This is a genomic window from Stenotrophomonas acidaminiphila (assembly GCF_014109845.1).
GTDB lineage: Bacteria > Pseudomonadota > Gammaproteobacteria > Xanthomonadales > Xanthomonadaceae > Stenotrophomonas > Stenotrophomonas acidaminiphila.
Window position 1 is genome coordinate 3,678,242 of the sequence record NZ_CP043567.1, and the last position, 21,008, is coordinate 3,699,249.

Below are 21,008 nucleotides of genomic sequence, written 5' to 3' on the forward strand. Positions count from 1 at the left end.
CACGGCCGCTGCATGGCTCCGGGTCTGTTCCAGTGCTTCATCCCGGCGTGTCCCGCGTTCAGCGCTGCTGGACGACATCCACCTGTGCTGGAGGGGTTCATGCTGGAACACTACGGTCTCGTCTTCGCGCTGGCCTGCGCGGTCATCGCCATCGCCTATGGTCTGTTCGCCGCCCGCTGGATATTGCGCCAGCCGGCCGGCAACGCACGCATGCAGGAGATCGCCTCGGCGATCCAGGAGGGCGCGCGCGCCTACCTCAACCGCCAGTACCTGACCATCGCCATCGCCGGCGTGGTGCTGTTCGTGCTGGTGGGCGTGTTCCTGAGCTGGTACACCGCGGTCGGCTTCGCGGTTGGCGCGGTGTTGTCCGGCGTGGCCGGCTACATCGGCATGAACGTCTCGGTGCGCGCCAACGTGCGCACCGCCGAAGCCGCCCGCAACGGCATGGGCGCGGCGATGGACGTGGCCTTCAAGGGCGGCGCGATCACCGGCATGCTGGTGGTGGGGCTGGGCCTGCTGGGCGTGGCCGGTTACTACTTCGTGCTGCAGAAGCTGGGCCTGCCGCAGGCCGACAACCTGCATGCGCTGGTCGGCCTGGCCTTCGGCTCGTCGCTGATCTCGATCTTCGCGCGCCTGGGGGGCGGCATTTTCACCAAGGGCGCGGACGTGGGCGCCGACCTGGTGGGCAAGGTCGAAGCCGGCATTCCCGAGGACGACCCGCGCAACCCGGCGGTGATCGCCGACAACGTCGGCGACAACGTCGGCGACTGCGCCGGCATGGCCGCCGACCTGTTCGAAACCTACGCGGTGACGGTGATCGCCACCATGCTGCTGGGCGGCATGATGATGGTGCCGGGCTCGGCCGACTTCGCTGGCAAGAACGCGGTGCTGTATCCGCTGGTGCTGGGCGGCGTATCGATCCTCGCCTCGATCATCGGCGCGATGTTCGTCAAGGTCTCCGGCAGCAAGCCCAACATCATGGGCGCGCTGTACAAGGGCGTGATCGTCTCCGGCGTGCTGGCCGCGATCGCGTTCTACCCGATCACCACCGCGCTGATGGGCGACAACGCCCACGGCGCGATGAACCTGTACATCTGCGCGCTGATCGGCCTGCTGCTGACCGGCCTGATCGTGTGGATCACCGAGTACTACACCGGCACCCAGTACAAGCCGGTGCAGCACGTGGCCAAGGCCTCCACCACCGGCCACGGCACCAACATCATCGCCGGGCTGGGCGTGTCGATGAAGTCCACCGCGCTGCCGGTGGTGGCGGTGTGCGCGGCGATCTGGTTCGCGTTCCTGCATGGCGGCCTGTACGGCATCGCCATCGCCGCCACCGCGATGCTGTCGATGGCCGGCATGATCGTCGCGCTCGATGCCTACGGGCCGATCACCGACAACGCCGGCGGCATCGCCGAGATGGCCGAGCTGCCGCCGGAGATCCGCGACATCACCGACCCGCTCGATGCCGTGGGCAACACCACCAAGGCGGTCACCAAGGGCTATGCGATCGGCTCGGCCGCGCTCGCCGCGCTGGTGCTGTTCGCCGACTACACCCACAACCTGCAGGCGGCACACCCCGGCAGGTCGTTCGTGTTCGACCTGTCCGACCACCGGGTGATCATCGGCCTGCTGGTCGGCGGCCTGATCCCCTATCTGTTCGGTGCGATGGCGATGGAGGCGGTGGGCCGCGCCGCCGGCGCGGTGGTGGAGGAAGTGCGCCGCCAGTTCCGCGAGATCGCCGGGATCATGGACGGCAGCGGCAAGCCGCACTACGACAAGGCGGTGGACATGCTGACCCGCTCGGCGATCCGGGAAATGATCGTGCCGTCGCTGCTGCCGGTGGCGGTGCCGATCGTGGTCGGCCTGCTGCTCGGGCCCGAAGCGCTGGGCGGGCTGCTGATCGGCACCATCGTCACCGGAATCTTCGTGGCGATCTCGATGACCACCGGCGGCGGCGCCTGGGACAACGCCAAGAAGTACATCGAGGACGGCCACTTCGGCGGCAAGGGCAGCGAGGCGCACAAGGCCGCGGTGACCGGCGACACCGTCGGCGATCCCTACAAGGACACCGCCGGCCCGGCGATCAACCCGCTGATCAAGATCATCAACATCGTGGCGCTGCTGCTGGTGCCGCTGCTGTAAACCCGCCAGGCAGGCCGCCGGCCCCTCCCGCACGCGCGGGCAGGGGCCGGAACGGGGCCGCGCCACGGCGCCGCCCCTCCCCCCGAACTGCGCGCCAGCACGGCGGCCGTCCCGCCGCCAGTCCGCCCCCTGCCCGCAACCGCGTGCGCGGCCCCGGCCGGAAACCACGCCCTCCAGCACCCCGACCCAGGGCCGTTTGGTGCGCCGCACCAGCGGCCGGCGTAGAATGGCGCCCTTCTGTCAAACGCACGATTCGGAGCAGCGCATGGGTCTGGAACTCGTTTCCGCGGGCAAGAACCCCCCGGAAGAAATCAACGTCATCATCGAGATCCCGAAGGACTCGGAGCCGGTGAAGTACGAAGTGGACAAGGAATCGGGCGCGATCTTCGTCGACCGCATCCTCTCCACGCCGATGCGCTACCCCTGCAACTACGGCTATGTCCCCAGCACCCTGTGCGGCGATGGCGACCCGGCCGACGTGCTGGTGGTGCTGCCGCTGCCGCTGGTGCCCGGTTCGGTGGTGCGTTGCCGCCCGGTGGGCGTGCTGAAGATGAGCGACGAGGCCGGCAGCGACGAGAAGATCCTGGCCGTGCCGGTGGCGAAGATCTTCAGCGGCTACGGCCACGTCGAAGACATCGCCCAGGTGTCCAGCCACTGGCTGGAGCGCATCGGCCACTTCTTCGAGCACTACAAGGACCTGGAAAAGGGCAAGTGGGTCAAGATCGAAGGCTGGGGCGACGCCGCCGAGGCCAAGCGCATCCTGGTCCAGGCGCACGAAACCTTCGTGGCCAAGCAGGGCTGAGCCACGCCGGCGGCGGGGCCACGCCGCGCCGCCGCCAGCGACGACCATCACGTTTCATCCGCGGGGTGCATGACCTCGGCGGGGCGTTCCGTTACATTGGCAGGCCGGTTTTCCGGCCTGTTCCAGTTGCGGCCGGACGGTTCCATTGGGGGAAATGTCTTGCGTATCCTGCTAGTCGGCGACGAAGCCAGCCTGTCGGCCGATCTCCTCGAGTACATCACCGACCTGGGCGAGGACTGGCAGGTCCAGACCGCCCCGGACGGCAATGCCGCCATCGCCACGGTGGCCTCCAGCAGCATCGACGCCGTCATCGTCGCCCCGGCGCTGCCCGACCTCACGCCCGCCACCCTGCTCGGCCAGATCCGCACCCTGCGCCCGGAAACGATCCGCATCGCGCTGATCGAGGCCGCGCAGAGCCAGCGCGCGCCGTCGGCCCGCATCATCGGCGTGGCGCACCGCTTCCTGCCGTTGCCGCTGTCGCCGGAAGTGCTGCTGGAAGCGCTGACCAGCCTTGAAGAGCTGCGCGACCTGCTGGACAGCCCGCGCCTGCGCGCGGCCATCGGCCGCATCGAGAAGCTGCCGTCGCCGCCGCACCTGTACCTGAGCCTGATGCATGCGCTGGAAGAGGACGAGAACAGCGACGCCAGCGACATCGCCAAGCTGGTGTCGGCCGACCCGGCCATCGCCGCCAAGGTGCTGCAGCTGTCCAACTCCGCCTTCTTCAACAGCGGCCGGGCGATTTCCGACCTGCGCGGCGCGGTGACCCGGCTGGGCCTGTCCACGCTGCGCGACCTGGTACTGGCCAGCGAGGTGTTCTCGGTGCCGTCGGTATCCCCGGCCGAGCGCAACGCGCTGCAGGCGCGCGCCCTGGCCGCCTCGCGCCTGGCCGCGAAGATGCTGCCCTCCTCCAGTGCCGAACTGGGATCGACCGCCGCCCTGCTGGCCGATATCGGCCTGCTGTTGCCGGGCGTGCGCGACGCGCGCGCGCCGGCGGCCGAGGGCGACGACCGCCCGGGCCACGACGAGGCCGGCGCCTACCTGCTGGGGCTGTGGGGGCTGCCGATGCCGATCATCGAAGCGGTCGCGTTCCACCTGCAGCCGCAGCGCTCGAACGTGCGCAGCTTCTGGGTCACCGGCGCCGTGCACGTGGCCACGTCCCTGGCCAGCGGCAACCCGGTGGACGAAGAGTATCTGGAACGCACCGCGGTGCTGCCGCGGCTCGATGGCTGGCGCGAGATGGCCAGCGACCTCGCCGGACTGTCCGCCATCGCCTGAGGCGGCATCCCCCCGCATTGCCCGGAACGGCCGCACCCGATGCGGCCGTTTCCGTTTGCGTATCCGCAACCACCAATCGAACCTGCGCGGCCACACCTCCCGTGGCGGCCGGCAGGAGCTGCGCGCACGCAGCCGCCGCCGGCTGACCCGCCCTGCCCGCGTGCCGCTGCCGCCCGCAGGTGGACACCCACGCAAAAGAAGAAGGGCGGGCCTTGCGGCCCGCCCTTCGTCATGCTGCACAGAACTTCGATGGATCAGAAGCGCTGGGTGTACTTCATGTAGATGAAGCGACCGATGTCGAAGCCGCCGTAGTAGGCGAAATCGCTGTTCGGTGCCGAGTACTGCAGCGAGCCACGGTGGTTGAACACGTTGTTCGCACCGAGGGCGATGGTGGCATTCCACGGTGCCTTGTAGTTGACCTGCAGGTCGTGGAAGGTGTTGGAACCGGTGCTGCGCAGCGGGTCCCACTCGCCATTGGCGTAACGGTCGGACAGGTCGCACCAGCCGTCGGCCAGGCTGACGCAGCCTTCCTTCATGCCCGAGTAGTAACGCGCGGTGTAGGTGGCACCGAAGCTGCCGTACTCCCAGTTCACGCCCAGGTTCGAACGCACGCGGAAGATGCCCGGGCTGCCGACGTTGCCGATGATGATCTTGTCGCCGGCCTTGTTCTGGCCGACTTCATCGTACTTGGCGGTGTAGGTGGTCTGCCAATCCAGCGAGATCTGACCGATGGGCAGTTCCGGCAGGCGGTACTTGACACCCAGGTCGTAGCCCTCGGTTTCCATCTGGCCCAGGTTGGCCAGGCCGTAGAACATCTCGCTGATGTGACCATCGGCGGCACGCACGATACCGGCGCAACGGCTGCTGTTGCCCAGCACGTAGCAGTCGCGCAGGATGCGGTCGACGCTGTCGGAGATGATCATGTCGGTGATCTGGTAGTTGTACCAGTCAAGCGAGATGTCCAGGCCCTGCACCCAGCGCGGGCTCCACACCAGACCCACGGTCTTGCTCTTGGAGGTTTCCGGCTTGAGGTTCGGGTTGGAACCGGAGATGAACTGGTCCGGGGTCGCGCACGGCGAGGTGGTGCAGGGCTCCAGGCCCTGGCCCAGCTGCACGTAGTCCGGGGCGACGCCCGCGGCGGTGCAGGCGGCATTGCCGGCGACGCTGCCGGCGACGCCGACCGAGCACGGGTCGATGTACTTCTCGAAGCTCGCGCTGACGCCACCGTACATGTTGTCGATCGACGGCGCGCGGAAGCCCTCGGCGTAGGTGCCGCGGACCAGCAGCTCGTCCATCGGGCGCCAGGTCACGCCGAACTTGCCGTTCATGGTGCCGCCGAAGTTGCTGTAGTCCGAGTAACGGCCGGCAACGTTGACGGTCAGTTCCTTGGCGAAGGCCACGTCGGCCAGCACCGGGATGTTCAGCTCGAGGTAGACCTCGTTCAGGTCGTACTTGCCGTTGGTGGTGCTCTGCGCCAGGCCGGTGTACTGCCCGGACTGCATGAACGCGTCCGGCACGTAGCGGGCGTTCTCTTCGCGATGCTCGACGCCGATGGCGAAGCCGAGGTCGCCGGCCGGCAGGGTCATGATGGAGCCGGCCAGGTCAGCGGTGAACGCGGTGGTCTTGGAGACACCGGTGGTGGTGTAGGTCGGGAACAGGAATTCCTGCAGGTCCTTGTTGTCCAGCGAGCCGGGGCCGGCCACGCCGATCGGCAGCAGCGGGTTCCACGCCAGGCAACCGGCGATCGGCTTTTCCACGGTGCCGCAGCGGGCAACGCCATTGGCATCGATGAACGACGGGCCCAGCGCCTGGCGCGCGGCGATCAGGCTCATGTCGCCGTGGTTGCTCTTGACCGACTCGTTGCGGTTGAACAGCGCACCGACGTTCCAGTCGAACGACTTGCCGGCGAAATCGAAGAAGCCGCTGACCGACGGCGCGAAGCGCAGGGTCTTGAGCTGGCTGTCGGTGGTACGCGGCACTTCGGAAAGACGACGACGGAACTGGATCTCTTCGCCGATCGGGTTGAACGCCGAGTCGGCGGACATCGGGGTGTTGATGGCGGCCGAGCCCGACTGGTACGGATAACCGGCGATCTGCTGGTTGGTGTTGCGCTCGTTGTACAGCACGTCCGCGTTGAACGACACGTTGTCCGTGAAGTCATAGGTGCCGTTGACGTACACCGACTTGCGCTCGATGCCGGTCTGCAGGCTCATCTCGGAGTTGGCGTTGGTGTACTCACCCTGGGTGATCGGGTGGTAGTCAGCGACGTTGTTCGGGTTGCCGCCCTGGTTCAGGGTGCACCACGCGTCGGCGCCGTCCGGGCCGCACGGACCGAACCAGCTGCCCTTGTTGGTCAGCGCGCTCCAGTCGGCCGGGGTCGAGTTCGGGCCCTTGTTGCCGCCGCGCGAGAACCAGCGGTCACGCGCCATGACCGGATCCTGCTTGGAGTATTCGGCCGACAGGGTCAGGCTGCCGCGCTCGCCGGTGGCGCCCATGGTGAAGGAGTACTGCTCCAGGTCACCGTCGCCTTCGCCGTACTGGCCGACGTAGACGTTGGCTTCGGCGCCGTCGAAGTTCTTGCGGGTGATCACGTTGACCACGCCGGCGATGGCGTCCGAACCGTAGATGGCCGACGCGCCGTCCTTCAGCACTTCGATGCGCTCGATGGCCGACATCGGGATCTGGCTCAGATCCTGGTAGCCGCCCGAGGTGGCGCCCAGGCGCTTGCCGTTCATCAGCACCAGGGTACGGGTGGCGCCCAGGTTGCGGATGTCGATGTAGTAACCGCCCACGTTCTCGCCCGAAGCCAGCGACTCGGAACGGGAAATGGCCGGCGAACCCGCCGAGGTCATGTTCTGCAGCACGTCGGCGACCGAGGTGAAGCCCTGCTTTTCCAGGTTTTCACGGCTCAGGGTCAGGATCGGCTGCTGCGTCTCCATGTTGGCGCCGCGGATGCGCGAGCCGGTGACTTCCAGGCGGTCCAGGGTGGTGGCGCCGGCAGCGGCGTCCTGCGCCGAGGCGAACGCAGGCGTCAGCGCAATGGCAATGCCAGCCGGGAGCAGGCCCAACCGCACGGCGGGAGTACGAAAATTCATCAATCTCTCCGATTACGTTAGTGGTGCGTTAAAACACCCCTGAACGTTACGTTCGTACCGAAGCCATGGGTTTGCACGAAGCAGTTGCAGACTTTGCCGAATGTGGCGGAAGGCGCGTGGCCGCCGCTTCGCGGTAGCGGCTGGCCGGGACCCCGAAGCGCGCGCGGAAGGCGCGGGCGAAACTGCAGCAGTTGTCGAAGCCACTGGCCGCGGCGACTTCGCTGATCATCATGTCGGTATCGCGCAGCAGCATGGCCGCGCGCTCCAGGCGCAGGCGCGCGGACAGCGACTGCGGGCTTTCCTCGTACAGGCTCTGGAAGGTCTTGGACAGGTACCAGCTGGAGAAGTTGGTCAGCTCGGCCAGCTCGCCGATGCGCACCACGCGGTGGCTGTTGCCCTCCAGGTACATGCGTGCGCGCTGCATGCGGCCGAACACCTGCCGCTTGCGCAGGCGCGAGCGTCCCGGGCAGCGCTGCACGCCCTCGGAATAGTCCCGCTGCAGCGACGCCACGTGCAGCAGCAGCGGGCGCAGGACGTGCGAGCCCGACGCCCTGGCCTGCGCCTCGCGCCACAGGTGCAGCGCCGTGCGCGCCTCGGCCCGGCCCATGAGGCCATGGCCGGCGTAGAGCCCGCTGTCGGCTAGGTCGCCCAGGGTACGCAGCGCATCGGCATCCAGCGCCACGCCGATGCACAGCCCGTCACGGCTGGCCTGGATCAGCGGCCGCGAGTCCTTCTCGAACGCGATCCACTCGCGCTGGCGCAGGCGGAAGCGGCCTTCCCTGGATTCCACCCAGGCGCTGCCGCGCAGCTGCATCCACACGGTGAACACGGTTCCCGAGGTCTGCAGGCTGCCCAGGCGGGCGACCCCCACGCAGTTCGGACGCGGACCGTCCTCGGGCTGCTTCTCGAACGAAACCGATTGGCCGCGATCGACCCAGGCCACCTGTCGCATGACTCACCATCATTTGCCTTCAATGGCCGATGGTTTTGCCAACTCTGGCGGCAACCGTCAGGAAGTTACGACGATAACCTTCCGAATTCTTCCGGAACCGCGGACGAAGAAATCACGAATCCGGTTTTCCCAATGCCGGCAACCACTTGAGCACGCCGAGCGATGGCCGCGAAGCGCTTTCGGGCACCGGCATGATGCCGATGTCGGTGCCATCGGAAACCGCCAGCGCCACGTACACGGCATCACCATCGGGAGCCACGCTGAAGCCATTGGTGGCGCTGGCTGCCCGCACCTCCAGGCAGCGTGGCGCCTGCGACTGGTCGAGCCGGCTCAGCTGTACCGAGCAGCCGTCATCCTGGCGCAGATAGGCCACCGCGCCATCGCCGCCGAGGGCCCAGGTACGGAAACGCCAGCGGGTCGGCACTTCGCCGCTGAGCTCGCGGAAGCTGCCGGGTGCAAGACCGGCATCGGCCGACCACAGGCCGCCTTCCGCGAGCCGGGTGAACAACACCCGCTGCGTGCTGCGGTCGTAGCGTACCTGCGAGGCGCCAGGTACCTGGGCAAGGCGCCGCCAGCGGCCACCGCCGCGGTCGAACAGCGACAGCGTGACCGGGCCATCGCCCTCGCTGCCGATCACGAAAACCAGGTTGGAGCTGGGGCCGTAGACGGCCTGCAGCGGTTCGGCCACGGGGATCGGCAAGCGCTTCCACTGCCCCTGCTCCGGTGACACCTCGTAAATGCCCGGTCGCCCATCATCATCGCGCCCACTGACCAGCACCTGCTGGCTGTCGGCCAGCCAGTCCGGCGACTGCCGCGCCTCCGGGCGGAAGCCCTCCACCAGGCGCAGCGAATCGGGCTGCCCCAGGCGCGCCCACCACAGCGCGAACGCGCCGGAGCGGTTGGAAGTGAACACCAGTTGCTGCCCGTCGGGCGCGATCATCGGCTGCGCATCGCGCCCCATTGATGCGAACAGCCGTTCCTTGCGCTCGGGATGGTCCAGCGGTACCCGGAACAGGCCGAACTGCGGTGCGCGATGCACGAAGGCAAGCAGCTTGCCCATGCCGGCCACGCTCGGACTCTGCGCATCGTCCACGCCCAGGTCCTTCAACAGGCCCGAACGCAGATCCACCTGGTACAGCCGGGATTCGCTGTCGATCCGCCGCCCGAACACGATGGCGTGCTCGCCGAGCCACGCCCAGCCGCGCATTTCCGCACTGCCGCTGGTGACGCGACGGGCGTTGCCGCCGTCGGCAGCCATCACCCACACCCCACCCACCTGCGGGTTGCGGGTGAATCCAAGCTGGCGGCCGCTGGGCGAGTAGCGCGGTGCGTAATCGAAATCGCCTTCGCCGCGTTCGTAATCCAGCGCCGTCCAGCGCCCGGTTGCCAGGTCCAGGGTACGGATGCCGGGCGCGCCATGGCGGCCGGTCATCGTGCCGAACACCAACCCGCGCCCGTCCGGCGTCCAGCTGAAGCTCAGCATCTCGGCGCCATCGCAGGCAGTGGCACGACGTGCACTGCCACCGGTAACCCCAACCACCAGCACCTCGCAGCTGCCGTCGGCATGGAACCGTGCGAATGCGACCTCACGCCCGTCCGGCGACCACGCCGGGAACCGGTCCATGGCACCGGCGGGCAGCTTCACCAGGGTCGCCGAGGTGGTGCTGCCGGTGCTCTGCACCTTGAGCGTCGAACCGCCGTCGCTTTCGTCGGCAAATGCGACCAGCGCGCCATCGGGCGACAGCGCCGGAAACGTTCCGAACCCCTGCCTGGCGGTGATCAGGCGGTAAGGACGCTGCGGACTGCCGATCACGCCGGTACCGTCGGCCGTGGCCGCATCCAGCGCGCTCTCGGTAGCCGGGCGTTGCCACAGCAGCCACGCCATCGTCAGCGAACTGCACACCAACAGCAGCCCCACCGCCAGCAGCAGCCTGCGGCGCACCCGGCGCCAGATTCCGCTGCGCGGGGGTGCCGCAGCGCTGGCGCCCTCCACAAGCGGTGCCGGCCCGGCCGCGGCAGCCGCGCTTCGGTCAGGTTCCTGCGCCTGCGCGTCGACCGCCGGTGCTGCCGGCTCCTCCCGCGGCTCCCATACCACCGGGGCACGCAGGCGATAGCCGGTCTTGGCGATCGTCTCGATGTACTCCTGCCCCTGCGGGAACGCGCCGCCGGCAGACAACGCCTTGCGCAGCTGGGTGACCGCCTGGGTCAATACGTCATTGGTCGGCAGGGTATCGGGCCACACCTGCGCGAACAGTTCGTCACGGGTGACCACATTGCCGGCGCCGCGCGCCAGCGCCAGCAGCACACCGATCGCCTTGGGCGTGAGCCGCACGCTGCGCCGTACACCGGGCGCATGTACCTCGCGCGACGGCAGGACGATCAGGCAATCGCCGATATGCAGGCGTTCAGTGTTGGAAAGAGCGCTGTCGATGGGTTCCATGCCGGTCAGGGATTGAATCGCTGGAGGGCATCGTCCTGTGCCCGCCCCCTGGTGGTATTGCCGCCAGTGAACCGCCAAATTCCGCAAATGGCGTCAACGCAATGAGCAAATGTTTCAAGGCGCGCGGATATTAGCCTATGGCGGTTACCCGTGTACCCACGCGGGACGACATCAGGCTCTCTCTCGCCGACGCAATGCACATAATCCGCTTCAGAATTCGCGCCCCCAGGGCGCGTTTTTTTTATCTTCCGTTCATCCTGCACGATGCCAGGCAAAGCAGCGGATATGGCGCAAGGCCCGGTGGATAAAGCGTGCGCGGGATCGGACGGGGCGGGGCGCACTCATCGGCATGAACGTAGATGCCCCCGCTTCAACAAGCTGAAGAAAACCTAAAGAAGCGATTCACTCCACCGTACCCGGCGTCGAACGCCGCACGTGCGCGCTGCACCTGCGGCGTTCGACGCGATGGAGCGCGCGGGACCGATGCATGCGCCGCGCGCCCACCGGCCCTCATTCGGCGCGGTACACCTGCGCGCCCTGGTCGCGGAACGCCTTCGACATTTCCTGCATCCCGGCCTCGATCGCCCGGGTGTCGTCCAGCCCATGCTCGGCCGCATAGTCGCGCACGTCCTGGGTGATTTTCATCGAGCAGAAGTGCGGGCCGCACATCGAGCAGAAATGGGCGAGCTTGTGCGCGTCCTTCGGCAGGGTCTCGTCATGGAACTCCTGCGCCTTTTCCGGATCCAGGCCGAGGTGGAACTGGTCCTGCCAGCGGAACTCGAAGCGCGCCTTGGACAGCGCGTTGTCGCGGACCTGGGCACCGGGGTGGCCCTTGGCCAGGTCGGCGGCATGCGCGGCGATCTTGTAGGCCATGATGCCGTCGCGCACGTCCTGGCGGTTCGGCAGCCCGAGGTGTTCCTTCGGCGTGACGTAGCAGAGCATCGCGGTGCCGTACCAGCCGATCATCGCCGCACCGATCGCGCTGGTGATGTGGTCGTAGCCCGGGGCGATGTCGGTGGTCAACGGCCCGAGCGTGTAGAACGGCGCCTCGCCGCACTCGCGCAGCTGCTTGTCCATGTTCTCCCTGATCAACTGCATCGGCACGTGGCCGGGGCCTTCGATCATGGTCTGCACGTCGTGCTTCCAGGCGATCCTGGTGAGTTCGCCCAGCGTTTCCAGTTCGCCGAACTGCGCCGCGTCGTTGGCATCGGCGATGCACCCGGGGCGCAGGCCATCGCCCAGCGAGAAGGCCACGTCATAGGCCTTCATGATCTCGCAGATGTCCTCGAAGTGGGTGTAGAGGAAGTTCTCCTTGTGGTGCGCCAGGCACCACTTGGCCATGATCGAACCACCGCGCGAGACGATGCCGGTGGTGCGCCTGGCGGTCAGCGGCACGTAGCGCAGCAGTACGCCGGCGTGGATCGTGAAGTAGTCCACGCCCTGCTCCGCCTGCTCGATCAGCGTGTCGCGGAAGATCTCCCAGGTCAGCGCCTCGGCGCGGCCATCGACCTTCTCCAGCGCCTGGTAGATCGGCACCGTGCCGATCGGCACCGGCGCGTTGCGGATGATCCACTCGCGGGTTTCGTGGATGTGCCTGCCGGTGGACAGGTCCATCACCGTGTCGCCGCCCCAGCGGATCGCCCACACCAGCTTCTCGACTTCCCCGGCGATGCCCGAGGACACCGCGCTGTTGCCGATGTTGGCGTTGATCTTGGTGAGGAAGTTGCGGCCGATGATCATCGGCTCGCTTTCCGGGTGGTTGATGTTGCAGGGCAGGATCGCGCGGCCGCGGGCGATTTCGTCGCGCACGAATTCGGGGGTGATGCGGGGCGGGATGGCCGCGCCGAAGTGCTCGCCCGGGTGCTGCTTCAGCAGATGCGCCTCGTGCACCGCCTCCAGCCGCTGGTTCTCGCGGATCGCGACGAACTCCATCTCCGGGGTGACGATGCCGCGACGCGCGTAGTGCATCTGGGTGACGTTGGCGCCGGCGCGCGCGCGGCGCGGCAGGCTGCGCGCGGGAAAGCGCACCGCATCGAGCGCCGGGTCGCGCTCGCGGCCACGGCCGAACGCCGAACCGAGCTGCTCCAGGCATTCGCTGTCGCCGCGCTCCTCGATCCATCCGCGGCGCAGCGCCGGCAGGCCGGCGCACAGGTCGATCCGCACGTCCGGATCGGTGTACGGGCCGGACGTGTCGTACACGGTGACCGGCGGATTGTGCTCGCCGCCGAACAGGGTGGGCGTGCGGGTCAGCACGATCTCGCGCATCGGTACCCGCAGGTCCGGGCGGGAGCCAGGCACGTGGATCCTGCGTGAGCCGGGGATCGGCTGCGTGACCGATCCGGACAGTTGCTGTGCCTGCTGCTGCAGGGCGGAAAGCGGTGCATTCATCGGGCGTCGTCCTGTTGGAGGCCCACGCGGATGCACGGGCCGGACGAAGCGAAGGCGCACTGCCGCCGGCCCATGGACGCACCTTGGGCGGGCGTCCACGCGACGGGGCATTGCGAAGCTTCCCTACGCCGGTATCAACCGGATCAGGTTCCAAGGGACTGTCTCAACCGTGGCGCCATGGCCGCGGTACCCCCGCTTCGGGCGGCATTAGAGCATGAACCGGCCAGCCGGGTGGAAAACGCGGCCGATGCGTGGCCACGCCCGTTCCGGCGCGGCGGGCCGGTGGCCACTAACGGAATCGTGACATCGCGTTCAGTAGGATGCGCCGCTGCCGCATTCATGCGGCCCCGTGCCGCCGTGCCGGCACCGCCTCTTCCGCGCCTGTTCGTGGCCGGCTCCACTGCAAGCCCTGGCTCGCTCCCCCATCCCCAGATCGGAGAAGCTCCTCCATGGTGTTTCGTGTTTCCATCGCGCTGGTCGCCGCACTGGTGCTGCTGGCCGGCCTCGCCCCCGGCCCGTTCAACGACGTGGTGCAGGCCGCGCTGGCCGAGGTCGTGCGCAGCGTCGGCTGGCTGTACCTGCTGATCGTGTTCCTGACGCTGAGCTTCCTGCTGTACCTGGCGTTCGGCCGCTTCGGCAACCTGCGCATCGGCGGCGAGGACGCCGAGCCGGATTTCTCGCGCGCCAGCTGGCTGGCGATGCTGTTCGCCACCGGCATGGGCATCGGCCTGGTGTTCTGGGGCGCGGCCGAGCCGATCTCGCATTTCGCCACGCCGCCCGAAGGGCTGGCGCCCCGGAGCGTGGACGCGGCGCGTGCGGCGATGCGCTACGCGTTCTTCCATTGGGGCCTGCACCCATGGGCGATCTACGCGCTGATCGGGCTGGCGATGGCCTGGTTCCAGTACAACCGCAACGGACGCGGCCTGGTCAGCGACATGCTGCAGCCGCTGATCGGCCGCCATCACCGCGGCGCCATCGGCCACGCGGTCAACATCGCCGCGGTCGTGGCCACCGCGATCGGCGTGGCCACCACGCTGGGTTTCGGCACCATCCAGATCGCCGCCGGCCTGCAGCGCGTGTTCGGCATCACCGCCAGCGTTACCGTGCAACTGGTCATCATCGCCATCGCCTTCGTGCTGTACATGGCCTCGACCCTGAGCGGCGTGGACCGCGGCATCAAATGGCTGTCCAACTGCAACCTGCTGCTGGCGGCGCTGCTGCTGGCCGCGGTGCTGGTGCTGGGCCCGACCGGCTTCATCTTCGACACCTTCACCACCACGCTCGGCGCCTACCTCAACCAGCTGGTGACGATGAGCCTGCGCATGTCGCCGTTCTCCGGCAGCACCTGGGTGGCCGACTGGACGATTTTCTACTGGGCCTGGTGGATCGCCTGGGCGCCGTTCGTGGGCGCGTTCATCGCCCGCGTGTCGCGCGGGCGCAGCGTGCGCGAGTTCGTGGTCGGCGTGGTGCTGGCGCCGACGCTGCTCGGCTTCCTGTGGTTCTCGGTGTTCGGCGGCAGCGCGCTGTGGGCGCAGATCACCGGGCATGCCGACCTGCTGCAGGCGCTGGGCGACGGTTACGAGACGGTGCTGTTCGCGCTGTTCGACAGCCTGCCCGGCGGGTTGCTGCTGGCGGGCGTCGCGCTGGTGCTGCTGGTGATCTTCTTCGTCACTTCGGCCGATTCGGCGGTGCTGGTGCTGGCCAGCATGTCCACCGACGAGGCCGGCGACCCGCCACCGTCGCGCAAGGCGGTATGGGGCGTGGCCGTGGCGCTGATCGCCGCTGTCCTGCTGCTGGCCGGCGGGCTGGACGCGCTGCAGGGCATGATCACGATCGCCGCGCTGCCGTTCGCGCTCCTGATGGTGCTGGTCATGGTCAGCCTGTACCGCGTGCTGGACCTGGAGTACCAGCTCGAGCGGCGTCGCGCGCAGCGCGCGCGACATGCCGTGCAGGCCTGGATCGAACGCGAGATGGCCGCGCAGGACGACACCCGCACCGCGGCTCGGGCACCGGGGCACGACTGACGGCCTGCCCCGGCGACGCGCGCGGCGGGCGCCTCAGTAGCCGGCCGCCTGCCCGTCCTTGCGGCTTTCCGACGCACCGTAGTACACGCCGGTCGCCGGGTCGCGCATGATCGCCTGGTAGCCGCCGTACGGGCCGTCGGCGAACACCACCCGGTGGCCCTTGCGCATCAGCGCGCGGATGGTCTCGTAGGGGAACCCGGTCTCCAGGTTGACCTCGCCGCCATCGCGCATCGCCGTGCCCTGCCCGGTCGGCTCGGTGGAACCGTCGTGCTGGATGCGCGGCGCGTCGCCGGCCTCCTGCAGGTTCATGCCGAAGTCCACCAGGTTCATCACGATCTGCGCATGGCCCTGCGGCTGCATCGCCCCGCCCATCACGCCGAAGCTGGCGAACGGCTTGCCGTCGCGGGTGATGAAGGCCGGGATGATGGTCTGGAACGGACGCTTGCCCGGCGCGTAGCCGTTGGGATGGTTGTCCTGCAGCACGAACATCTCGCCGCGGTCCTGCAGGATGAAGCCCAGCCCCGGCGGCGCCATGCCGCTGCCCATGCCGCGGTAGTTGGACTGGATCAACGAGACCATCATGCCGTCGGCATCGGCCACGGTCATGTAGATGGTGTCGCCCTCCTCCAGCTGCTTCGGCGTGCCCGGCTGCGCTTCCTTCAGCGCGGAGTCCATCGAGATCAGCGCGCGCCGCCGGGCGGCATAGTCCTTCGACACCAGCCGCTGTACCGGCGCCGGCGAGAATGCCGGGTCGGCGTAGAAGCGCGCACGGTCGGCGAAGGCCAGCTTCTTGGCCTCGACGAACAGGTGCACGTGCTCGGGCGAGCCGAACGGGATCTTCGTGAAGTCGTAGCCTTCCAGGATGTTGAGGATCTGCAGCGCGGCGATGCCCTGGCTGTTGGGCGGCAGTTCCCACACGTCGTAGCCGCGGTAATTGCTGCTCACCGGCTCGACCCATTCGCCATGGTGGCCGGCCATGTCCTCATAGGAGAGGAAACCGCCGTTGGCCTTGAAATAGGCATCGATGGTGCGCGCGATGTCGCCCTTGTAGAACGCGTCGCGGCCACCGTCGGCGATCTTCTGCAGGGTGTCGGCCAGGTTCGGGTTGCGCCACAGCTCGCCCTTGCGCGGCGCGCGGCCGTCGACGGTGAACTGTTCCTTGAAGCCGGGGTACGGCGACAGGCGCGGTACCGAGCGGTCCCAGTAGTACGCGATCACCTCGGCCACCGGGTGGCCGTCGCGCGCATAGCGGATCGCCGGGGCCAGGTTGTCGGCCATCGGCTTGCGCCCGAAGCGCGCGTGCAGCGCGAACCAGCCATCGACCGCCCCCGGCACCGACACCGGCAGCGGTCCGGTAGCGGGAATGTCCTTCAGCCCGCGGCGCTGGAACTCGGCCAGGGTGAGCGACTTCGGCGAACGGCCCGAGCCGTTGTAGCCATACAGCTTCTGCGTCTTCGGATCCCACACAATGGCGAACAGGTCGCCACCGATGCCGTTGCCGGTCGGCTCCATCAGGCCGAGCGCGGCATTGGCGGCGATCGCCGCGTCCACCGCCGAGCCCCCTGACTTCATCACGTCCAGCGCGATCTGCGTGGCCAGCGGCTGCGAAGTCGCGGCCATCGCATGCGGCGCGATCACTTCCGAACGGGTGGCAAAGCCCGGCCCGGTGATGCGGTCGGCGGCATGCAGGGCGGGAATGGCAAGACAGGACAGCAGCAACAGCGGCAGGCGTTTCATCGGCGGAACCGGCAACCAGGACGGATGCCGACGATAACCGGGCCGCGGCTGCCTGCGCACGTGCCGCCCCATACGCCGCCATGTCCAACGCCCCGCATCCGGCCATGCGCGGCGCGGGCGCGGCGTCCCGCCGGTGCGCGCATGACGGCCGGCGCGACGCTCTTACGTTCCTCTTACGTCCGTGCCCTATCACGTTGCCCCGAAACAACACACGCCTGCCGGTGCCCGCTGTACCGGCGGGCAGCGCAGGTTTCCATCAAAGGGGCAATCCAATGCAAATGTCTTCCCAGCGCCGCCAGGGCGGCTTCACCCTCGTCGAGATGGCCGTGGTGCTGGTCATCATCGGCGTGATCATCGGCGCGGTCATGATCGGCCGCGACGTGCAGCGCAACGCCGAGTACACCCGCATCAAGCAGAAGTTCGTCGACCAGTGGGTGGTCACCTACAACAGCTACCACCAGCGCTACGGCGCGCCGATCGGTGACAACCAGTCCGCGCCGCAGCTGATGGTCAATGGCACCCACTTCACCGGCTTCTCCGGCGGCGACATGAGCCAGAACGCGACCGAGCCGGCGCTGATCTGCTCCGGCACCGACGCGCTGCCGACCAGCAACGGCCTGACCCGCACCCGCGAGGGCGACACCGGCTTCGACCTGCGCGACCTGGTGCGCAAGGCCGGCATCACCCTGCCGCCGGGCCGCGGCGAGGGCAAGGAAGACCGCTACGCCTACCTGGACACCAACGGCAACCCGCAGGAAATCCGCGTGTGCTTCGGCTGGAACCGGCCCGGCACGCTGTGGGGCTCGGGCAACGCGATGATCATCACCGGGCTGACCCCGGACCTGGCCCGTGCACTGGACCAGATGATCGACGGCAAGCCCGACGCCAGCAACGGCGCCTTCCGCCAGGTCGGCATCCAGTCGCGCACCGCCACCGCGTCCGGCGGCGCGACCACGGCCAACGCCATCGGCGCCGAATGGGGCGGCAACAACACCGGTTCGATGTCCTCGGCCGTCACCGACGGCAAGACGTTCGGCACCGGCACCGACGACGACCAGGTCATGACCGTCGTCGCCAGCTACAAGATGAACCAGTAAGCCGATGCGCCGGCCCTCCCTGCTCGCACGCCTGCGCCACTCGCGCCGCACCTCGCTGCTGCTGTTCGCCGCCACCCTGGCTTCGCTGGTGGTGGCGGCGGTGTGGTTCATCAAGGAACGCTCGGCCCTGGCCGACGCCTACCAGCGCCTGGGCGACCGCAACCAGTTGCTGTCCGAGGCCAAGGTGCGCGAGCAGGAGACGCGGCTGCGCGTGGAGCACGCCAACTCCGCGCGCCAGCTGCTGGCCAGCGCCCAGGCCAACGGCCTGGTGCCCGGCGCCTGGGGCGAGCGCCTGATCAACCTGCGCCAGAGCCAGATGCACCGCGAGGAAGCGCTGCCGCTGCTGGCCACCGTGCAGCGCTCGCCCGACCACCTGTTCGGCGCCGAGTCCTTCGAGATCGCCGTCACCCATCCCGACGAGGGGCTGTTCGACCCGCCCGGCAGCCTCGACCGCCGGCCCGCGCCGCTGTCGCTGACCCTGCGCGGCAGCCTGCTGTTCCAGACCGCCGCCGACGCCGGCACCCACGGGAATCCCCTGCCATGAGCCTGCTCCACGTCATCCAGCAACAGGGCCACTGGCTGCTGTTCGACGGCGCCACCGTCACCCGCAGCGAGGGCCGCCCGCGGCTGGCCGGCGCGGCGGTGGTGGTCAGCGATTTCGAGAATGCGGTCAGCAACGTCATTTCGCTCGAAGGCAGCCCCGCGCATGCGGTGGCCCTGATCGAACGACGGCTGCGCTCGGACGGCATGATCGACGGCGAAAGCAAGATCCTGATCCACCGCACGCGCAGCATCGGCGCCGGCTACCAGACCCTGTTCACCGCGGTCCCGCTGGACCTGTGGCAGCAGACCTACGCCTGGGCCGAGGCGCAGCCGGACCATTGCCTGCTGATCCCCTTCACCTCGCTGCTGTTCAAGTCGCTCAAGCCGGGCGTGGGGCTGGTGCTGCAGTCCGGCCGCCAGGTCAGCGTGCTGGCCGTGCTCAAGCACGACATGATCTACCGCACCGCGCTGGCCTACAGCGAAGACCCGTCGGACATGGCGATGACCGTCGGCGCGCTCGCCGAGCAGTTCGCCGAGGACCTGGGCAACGGCGAGGACAGCCTGGAGCCGCTGGCCCTGCAATGGTGCCCGGTGCTGGTGCCGCGCCCGGACGAGGGCCAGCCGTGGAGCGACGATGCGCTGCGCGAGGTCTTTGCCGTGCGCAGCGGCCTGCGGGTCGACAGCGTGCCGCTGCGCGTGGTGCGCGACGAGCATGGCAACGAATATCGCAGCGGCATCGGCTGGATCCAGTCCCAGGCCCGGCCCGGCATCGCCATCAACCCCGCCGCCAGCCGCCTGGCCTGGAGCGCCGAGTCGCTGTTGCCCGTGGCCAGCGCCGCGTCGCTGGTGTTCACCCTGATCCTCGCCGCGCTGGGCGCCCGCTGGGCGCTGACCGGCAGCGAGGCCAGCGCCCGCGCCGACCAGTTGGGGACCGAGATCGAGGCGATCGAGCAACGCATCGCCGCGATGCAGGCGCAACAGGCCATGCCCGAAGGCTTCGCCGGCGTGCAGGCGTTCATCGAACGCGCCACGCGCCTGCATGAGGGCGCCGATCCCAGCGCCAGCCTGGCCCAGGTGCGCGACGCCGCGGCCGGCCAGGTACGCATCCTGCGGGTGAAGCTGGAAGAACCGGCAGCGGCACCGCGCAATCCCGGCATGCCGGCCGCCCCGGCCCCGCCAGCGGGCGACTACACGCTGCGCGTGGACGGCGTGGCCGATCCCTGGCGCGGCACGCCGGGAATGCAGGTCCCGGCCTTCGTCGAAGGCCTGCGCCGGGCCGGGTTCGACCCGCAGCCCGTCGATCCGCAGGGCGGCGGCATGAACACCCGTTCGGCCGGCGGCTTCTTCTCCTACCTGCTCAAGCGCCCGTCGGTCCCGGCGGCAGAGGTCCGTCCATGAAGATCAAGTTCATCGCCGCCTTCGCGCTCGTGGTCTGGCTGGCGGTCACCGGCTGGCTGGCGACGATGGTCGTGGTCAAGCCTGCCGTGCTGCAGCTGGGCAACGATGCCGACGAAACCGCCGCCATGGTGGAACTGCGCAGCGCCATCGCCCACAACCAGCAGATGCAGGCGCAGGTCGAACGGCTGCGCCGCAGCGCCCCGATCGGTGACGGCCAGCCCCTGCTGGCCCTGCCGCTGGCCACGCCGCCCGCCAGCGAAGGCGGCCCGTCGTCCGCCCTCGCTGGCGGTGCGGAAGCGGCCGCCGCGCACGCCGTCTCGCTGGTGCTGATCACCAATGGCCGCCCCAGCGCGGTCATCGACGGCCAGCGCGTACAGCGCGGCTCGCGGCTGGCCAGCGGTGCGCGCGTGGACGCCATCGGCCCGGACTGGGTGCGCATCCGCAACGCGGCCGGCGAACTGGCCACGCTGCCGGTGCCCTCGCCCTATGGCAACGGCACGGGGGAACGTCGATGAACGCCCGCTACAGGAAGCCACTGCTGTGGGGCGCCGGCCTGATCGCCGGCGGCGCCCTGGCGATCCTGGCGGTACTGCATTCTGGCGACGATGCCACGCCCGCCGCCCCGGTGGCGGCCGCGGTGCAGGCCGACTCCGCCGCCGCCGAGCCGCAGGCCGCGCAGGCGGGGGCGGACACGCCGCCGTGGATGCAGGCCGAACCCGCGGCCGCCGGCACCGCCATGCAGCGCGCCGCGGCCGCCGCGCCGCCTGCCGCGGCGGCCACGGACATCGGCCGCTCGCTGGCCGACATCCGCCTGAAATCCGGCAACAACATGCGCATGGCCGACGACCTGCTGGCGCAGCTCGACCAGCTGGAAAAATCCGGCAAGGCGCCCGCGGACGTGCGCCTGGACGCACTGCGCAACAACCTGCTGATCGCCAAGCGCGCGCAGGCCCTGGCCGTGGAGCTGGCCGAGTCCACGCAGAAGCCGGACGGCCCGGCGCAGCGCCAGCGCAATGCCGCCATCCTGGCCGAACTGCAGCAGCTGCAGGGCCAGCTGCGCTACGACGTGGCCCCTGCCAACCTGCCCGCGGCACCGGGCCGGGCGCAGTGAC

Annotated in this window: 14 protein-coding genes and 1 riboswitch; of the genes, 9 read left to right on the forward strand and 5 right to left on the reverse strand. The window is 69.0% G+C overall.

Going from position 1 to position 21,008, the window contains the following annotated elements:
- Positions 1 to 99 precede the first annotated feature (99 nt).
- The 3 genes from F0P95_RS16770 (at position 100) to F0P95_RS16780 (ending at position 4,222) form a co-directional block, all read left to right on the forward strand.
- Positions 100 to 2,145, forward strand: a complete 2,046-nt coding sequence (locus F0P95_RS16770; RefSeq protein ID WP_182335177.1) for a sodium-translocating pyrophosphatase — start codon at positions 100 to 102, stop codon at positions 2,143 to 2,145.
- Positions 2,146 to 2,410: 265 nt separating this feature from the next.
- A complete protein-coding gene (gene ppa, locus F0P95_RS16775) occupies positions 2,411 to 2,947 on the forward strand; it encodes an inorganic diphosphatase (RefSeq protein ID WP_161615496.1) in 537 nt (178 codons plus the stop codon).
- A gap of 159 nt (positions 2,948 to 3,106) precedes the next feature.
- Complete coding sequence (locus F0P95_RS16780) at positions 3,107 to 4,222, forward strand: HDOD domain-containing protein (protein WP_232528708.1); 1,116 nt, start codon at positions 3,107 to 3,109, stop codon at positions 4,220 to 4,222.
- Positions 4,223 to 4,476: 254 nt separating this feature from the next.
- On the opposite strand, the gene F0P95_RS16785 is transcribed toward F0P95_RS16780, so the two are convergent.
- The 4 genes from F0P95_RS16785 to thiC form a co-directional block, all read right to left on the reverse strand.
- Positions 4,477 to 7,317: a TonB-dependent receptor gene (locus F0P95_RS16785; RefSeq protein WP_182335179.1), complete on the reverse strand. Its 2,841-nt coding sequence runs from the start codon at positions 7,315 to 7,317 to the stop codon at positions 4,477 to 4,479.
- A gap of 46 nt (positions 7,318 to 7,363) precedes the next feature.
- Complete coding sequence (locus F0P95_RS16790) at positions 7,364 to 8,269, reverse strand: helix-turn-helix transcriptional regulator (protein WP_182335180.1); 906 nt, start codon at positions 8,267 to 8,269, stop codon at positions 7,364 to 7,366.
- A gap of 112 nt (positions 8,270 to 8,381) precedes the next feature.
- Positions 8,382 to 10,709, reverse strand: a complete 2,328-nt coding sequence (locus F0P95_RS16795) for a winged helix-turn-helix domain-containing protein (protein ID WP_182335181.1) — start codon at positions 10,707 to 10,709, stop codon at positions 8,382 to 8,384.
- A gap of 510 nt (positions 10,710 to 11,219) precedes the next feature.
- Positions 11,220 to 13,097 carry a phosphomethylpyrimidine synthase ThiC gene (gene thiC, locus F0P95_RS16800; RefSeq protein ID WP_182335182.1) on the reverse strand — a complete coding sequence of 626 codons (1,878 nt, stop codon included), beginning with the start codon at positions 13,095 to 13,097 and terminating at the stop codon, positions 11,220 to 11,222.
- Positions 13,098 to 13,199: 102 nt separating this feature from the next.
- Positions 13,200 to 13,301, reverse strand: a riboswitch (TPP riboswitch).
- A 245-nt stretch (positions 13,302 to 13,546) separates the two neighbouring features.
- Between thiC and F0P95_RS16805 the strand changes: the two genes are divergently transcribed.
- Entirely contained in the window at positions 13,547 to 15,121 is a 1,575-nt protein-coding gene (locus F0P95_RS16805) for a BCCT family transporter (RefSeq protein ID WP_182335183.1), read from the forward strand.
- A 33-nt stretch (positions 15,122 to 15,154) separates the two neighbouring features.
- On the opposite strand, the gene ggt is transcribed toward F0P95_RS16805, so the two are convergent.
- Positions 15,155 to 16,858 (reverse strand): gamma-glutamyltransferase, encoded by a 1,704-nt coding sequence (ggt, locus tag F0P95_RS16810; protein WP_182335184.1) that lies wholly within the window; start codon positions 16,856 to 16,858, stop codon positions 15,155 to 15,157.
- A 272-nt stretch (positions 16,859 to 17,130) separates the two neighbouring features.
- Between ggt and F0P95_RS16815 the strand changes: the two genes are divergently transcribed.
- Genes F0P95_RS16815 through F0P95_RS16835 form a run of 5 tightly spaced genes read left to right on the forward strand, consistent with a single transcriptional unit; the run spans position 17,131 to position 21,007 of the window.
- A complete protein-coding gene (locus F0P95_RS16815) occupies positions 17,131 to 17,955 on the forward strand; it encodes a prepilin-type N-terminal cleavage/methylation domain-containing protein (protein ID WP_182335185.1) in 825 nt (274 codons plus the stop codon).
- A 4-nt stretch (positions 17,956 to 17,959) separates the two neighbouring features.
- Positions 17,960 to 18,499 carry a hypothetical protein gene (locus F0P95_RS16820; RefSeq protein WP_182335186.1) on the forward strand — a complete coding sequence of 180 codons (540 nt, stop codon included), beginning with the start codon at positions 17,960 to 17,962 and terminating at the stop codon, positions 18,497 to 18,499.
- Positions 18,496 to 19,896, forward strand: coding sequence for an ABC transporter C-terminal domain-containing protein (locus F0P95_RS16825; protein WP_182335187.1), 1,401 nt, complete (start codon positions 18,496 to 18,498; stop codon positions 19,894 to 19,896). The genes F0P95_RS16820 and F0P95_RS16825 overlap by 4 nt, the downstream gene beginning before the upstream one ends.
- Positions 19,893 to 20,411 carry a hypothetical protein gene (locus F0P95_RS16830; RefSeq protein ID WP_182335188.1) on the forward strand — a complete coding sequence of 173 codons (519 nt, stop codon included), beginning with the start codon at positions 19,893 to 19,895 and terminating at the stop codon, positions 20,409 to 20,411. The genes F0P95_RS16825 and F0P95_RS16830 overlap by 4 nt, the downstream gene beginning before the upstream one ends.
- Entirely contained in the window at positions 20,408 to 21,007 is a 600-nt protein-coding gene (locus tag F0P95_RS16835; protein ID WP_182335189.1) for a hypothetical protein, read from the forward strand. The genes F0P95_RS16830 and F0P95_RS16835 overlap by 4 nt, the downstream gene beginning before the upstream one ends.
- Position 21,008 lies beyond the last annotated feature (1 nt).

Bases quoted from the DNA above. Each gene is read 5' to 3' on its own strand.
- F0P95_RS16770 (WP_182335177.1), top strand. From the start codon at position 100: ATGCTGGAACACTACGGTCTCGTCTTCGCGCTGGCCTGCGCGGTCATC.
- F0P95_RS16825 (WP_182335187.1), top strand. From the start codon at position 18,496: ATGAGCCTGCTCCACGTCATCCAGCAACAGGGCCACTGGCTGCTGTTC.
- F0P95_RS16820 (WP_182335186.1), top strand. From the start codon at position 17,960: ATGCGCCGGCCCTCCCTGCTCGCACGCCTGCGCCACTCGCGCCGCACC.
- thiC (WP_182335182.1), bottom strand. From the start codon at position 13,097: ATGAATGCACCGCTTTCCGCCCTGCAGCAGCAGGCACAGCAACTGTCC.
- ggt (WP_182335184.1), bottom strand. From the start codon at position 16,858: ATGAAACGCCTGCCGCTGTTGCTGCTGTCCTGTCTTGCCATTCCCGCC.
- F0P95_RS16805 (WP_182335183.1), top strand. From the start codon at position 13,547: ATGGTGTTTCGTGTTTCCATCGCGCTGGTCGCCGCACTGGTGCTGCTG.
- F0P95_RS16815 (WP_182335185.1), top strand. From the start codon at position 17,131: ATGCAAATGTCTTCCCAGCGCCGCCAGGGCGGCTTCACCCTCGTCGAG.
- F0P95_RS16830 (WP_182335188.1), top strand. From the start codon at position 19,893: ATGAAGATCAAGTTCATCGCCGCCTTCGCGCTCGTGGTCTGGCTGGCG.
- F0P95_RS16785 (WP_182335179.1), bottom strand. From the start codon at position 7,317: ATGAATTTTCGTACTCCCGCCGTGCGGTTGGGCCTGCTCCCGGCTGGC.
- F0P95_RS16835 (WP_182335189.1), top strand. From the start codon at position 20,408: ATGAACGCCCGCTACAGGAAGCCACTGCTGTGGGGCGCCGGCCTGATC.
- F0P95_RS16790 (WP_182335180.1), bottom strand. From the start codon at position 8,269: ATGCGACAGGTGGCCTGGGTCGATCGCGGCCAATCGGTTTCGTTCGAG.
- F0P95_RS16795 (WP_182335181.1), bottom strand. From the start codon at position 10,709: ATGGAACCCATCGACAGCGCTCTTTCCAACACTGAACGCCTGCATATC.
- ppa (WP_161615496.1), top strand. From the start codon at position 2,411: ATGGGTCTGGAACTCGTTTCCGCGGGCAAGAACCCCCCGGAAGAAATC.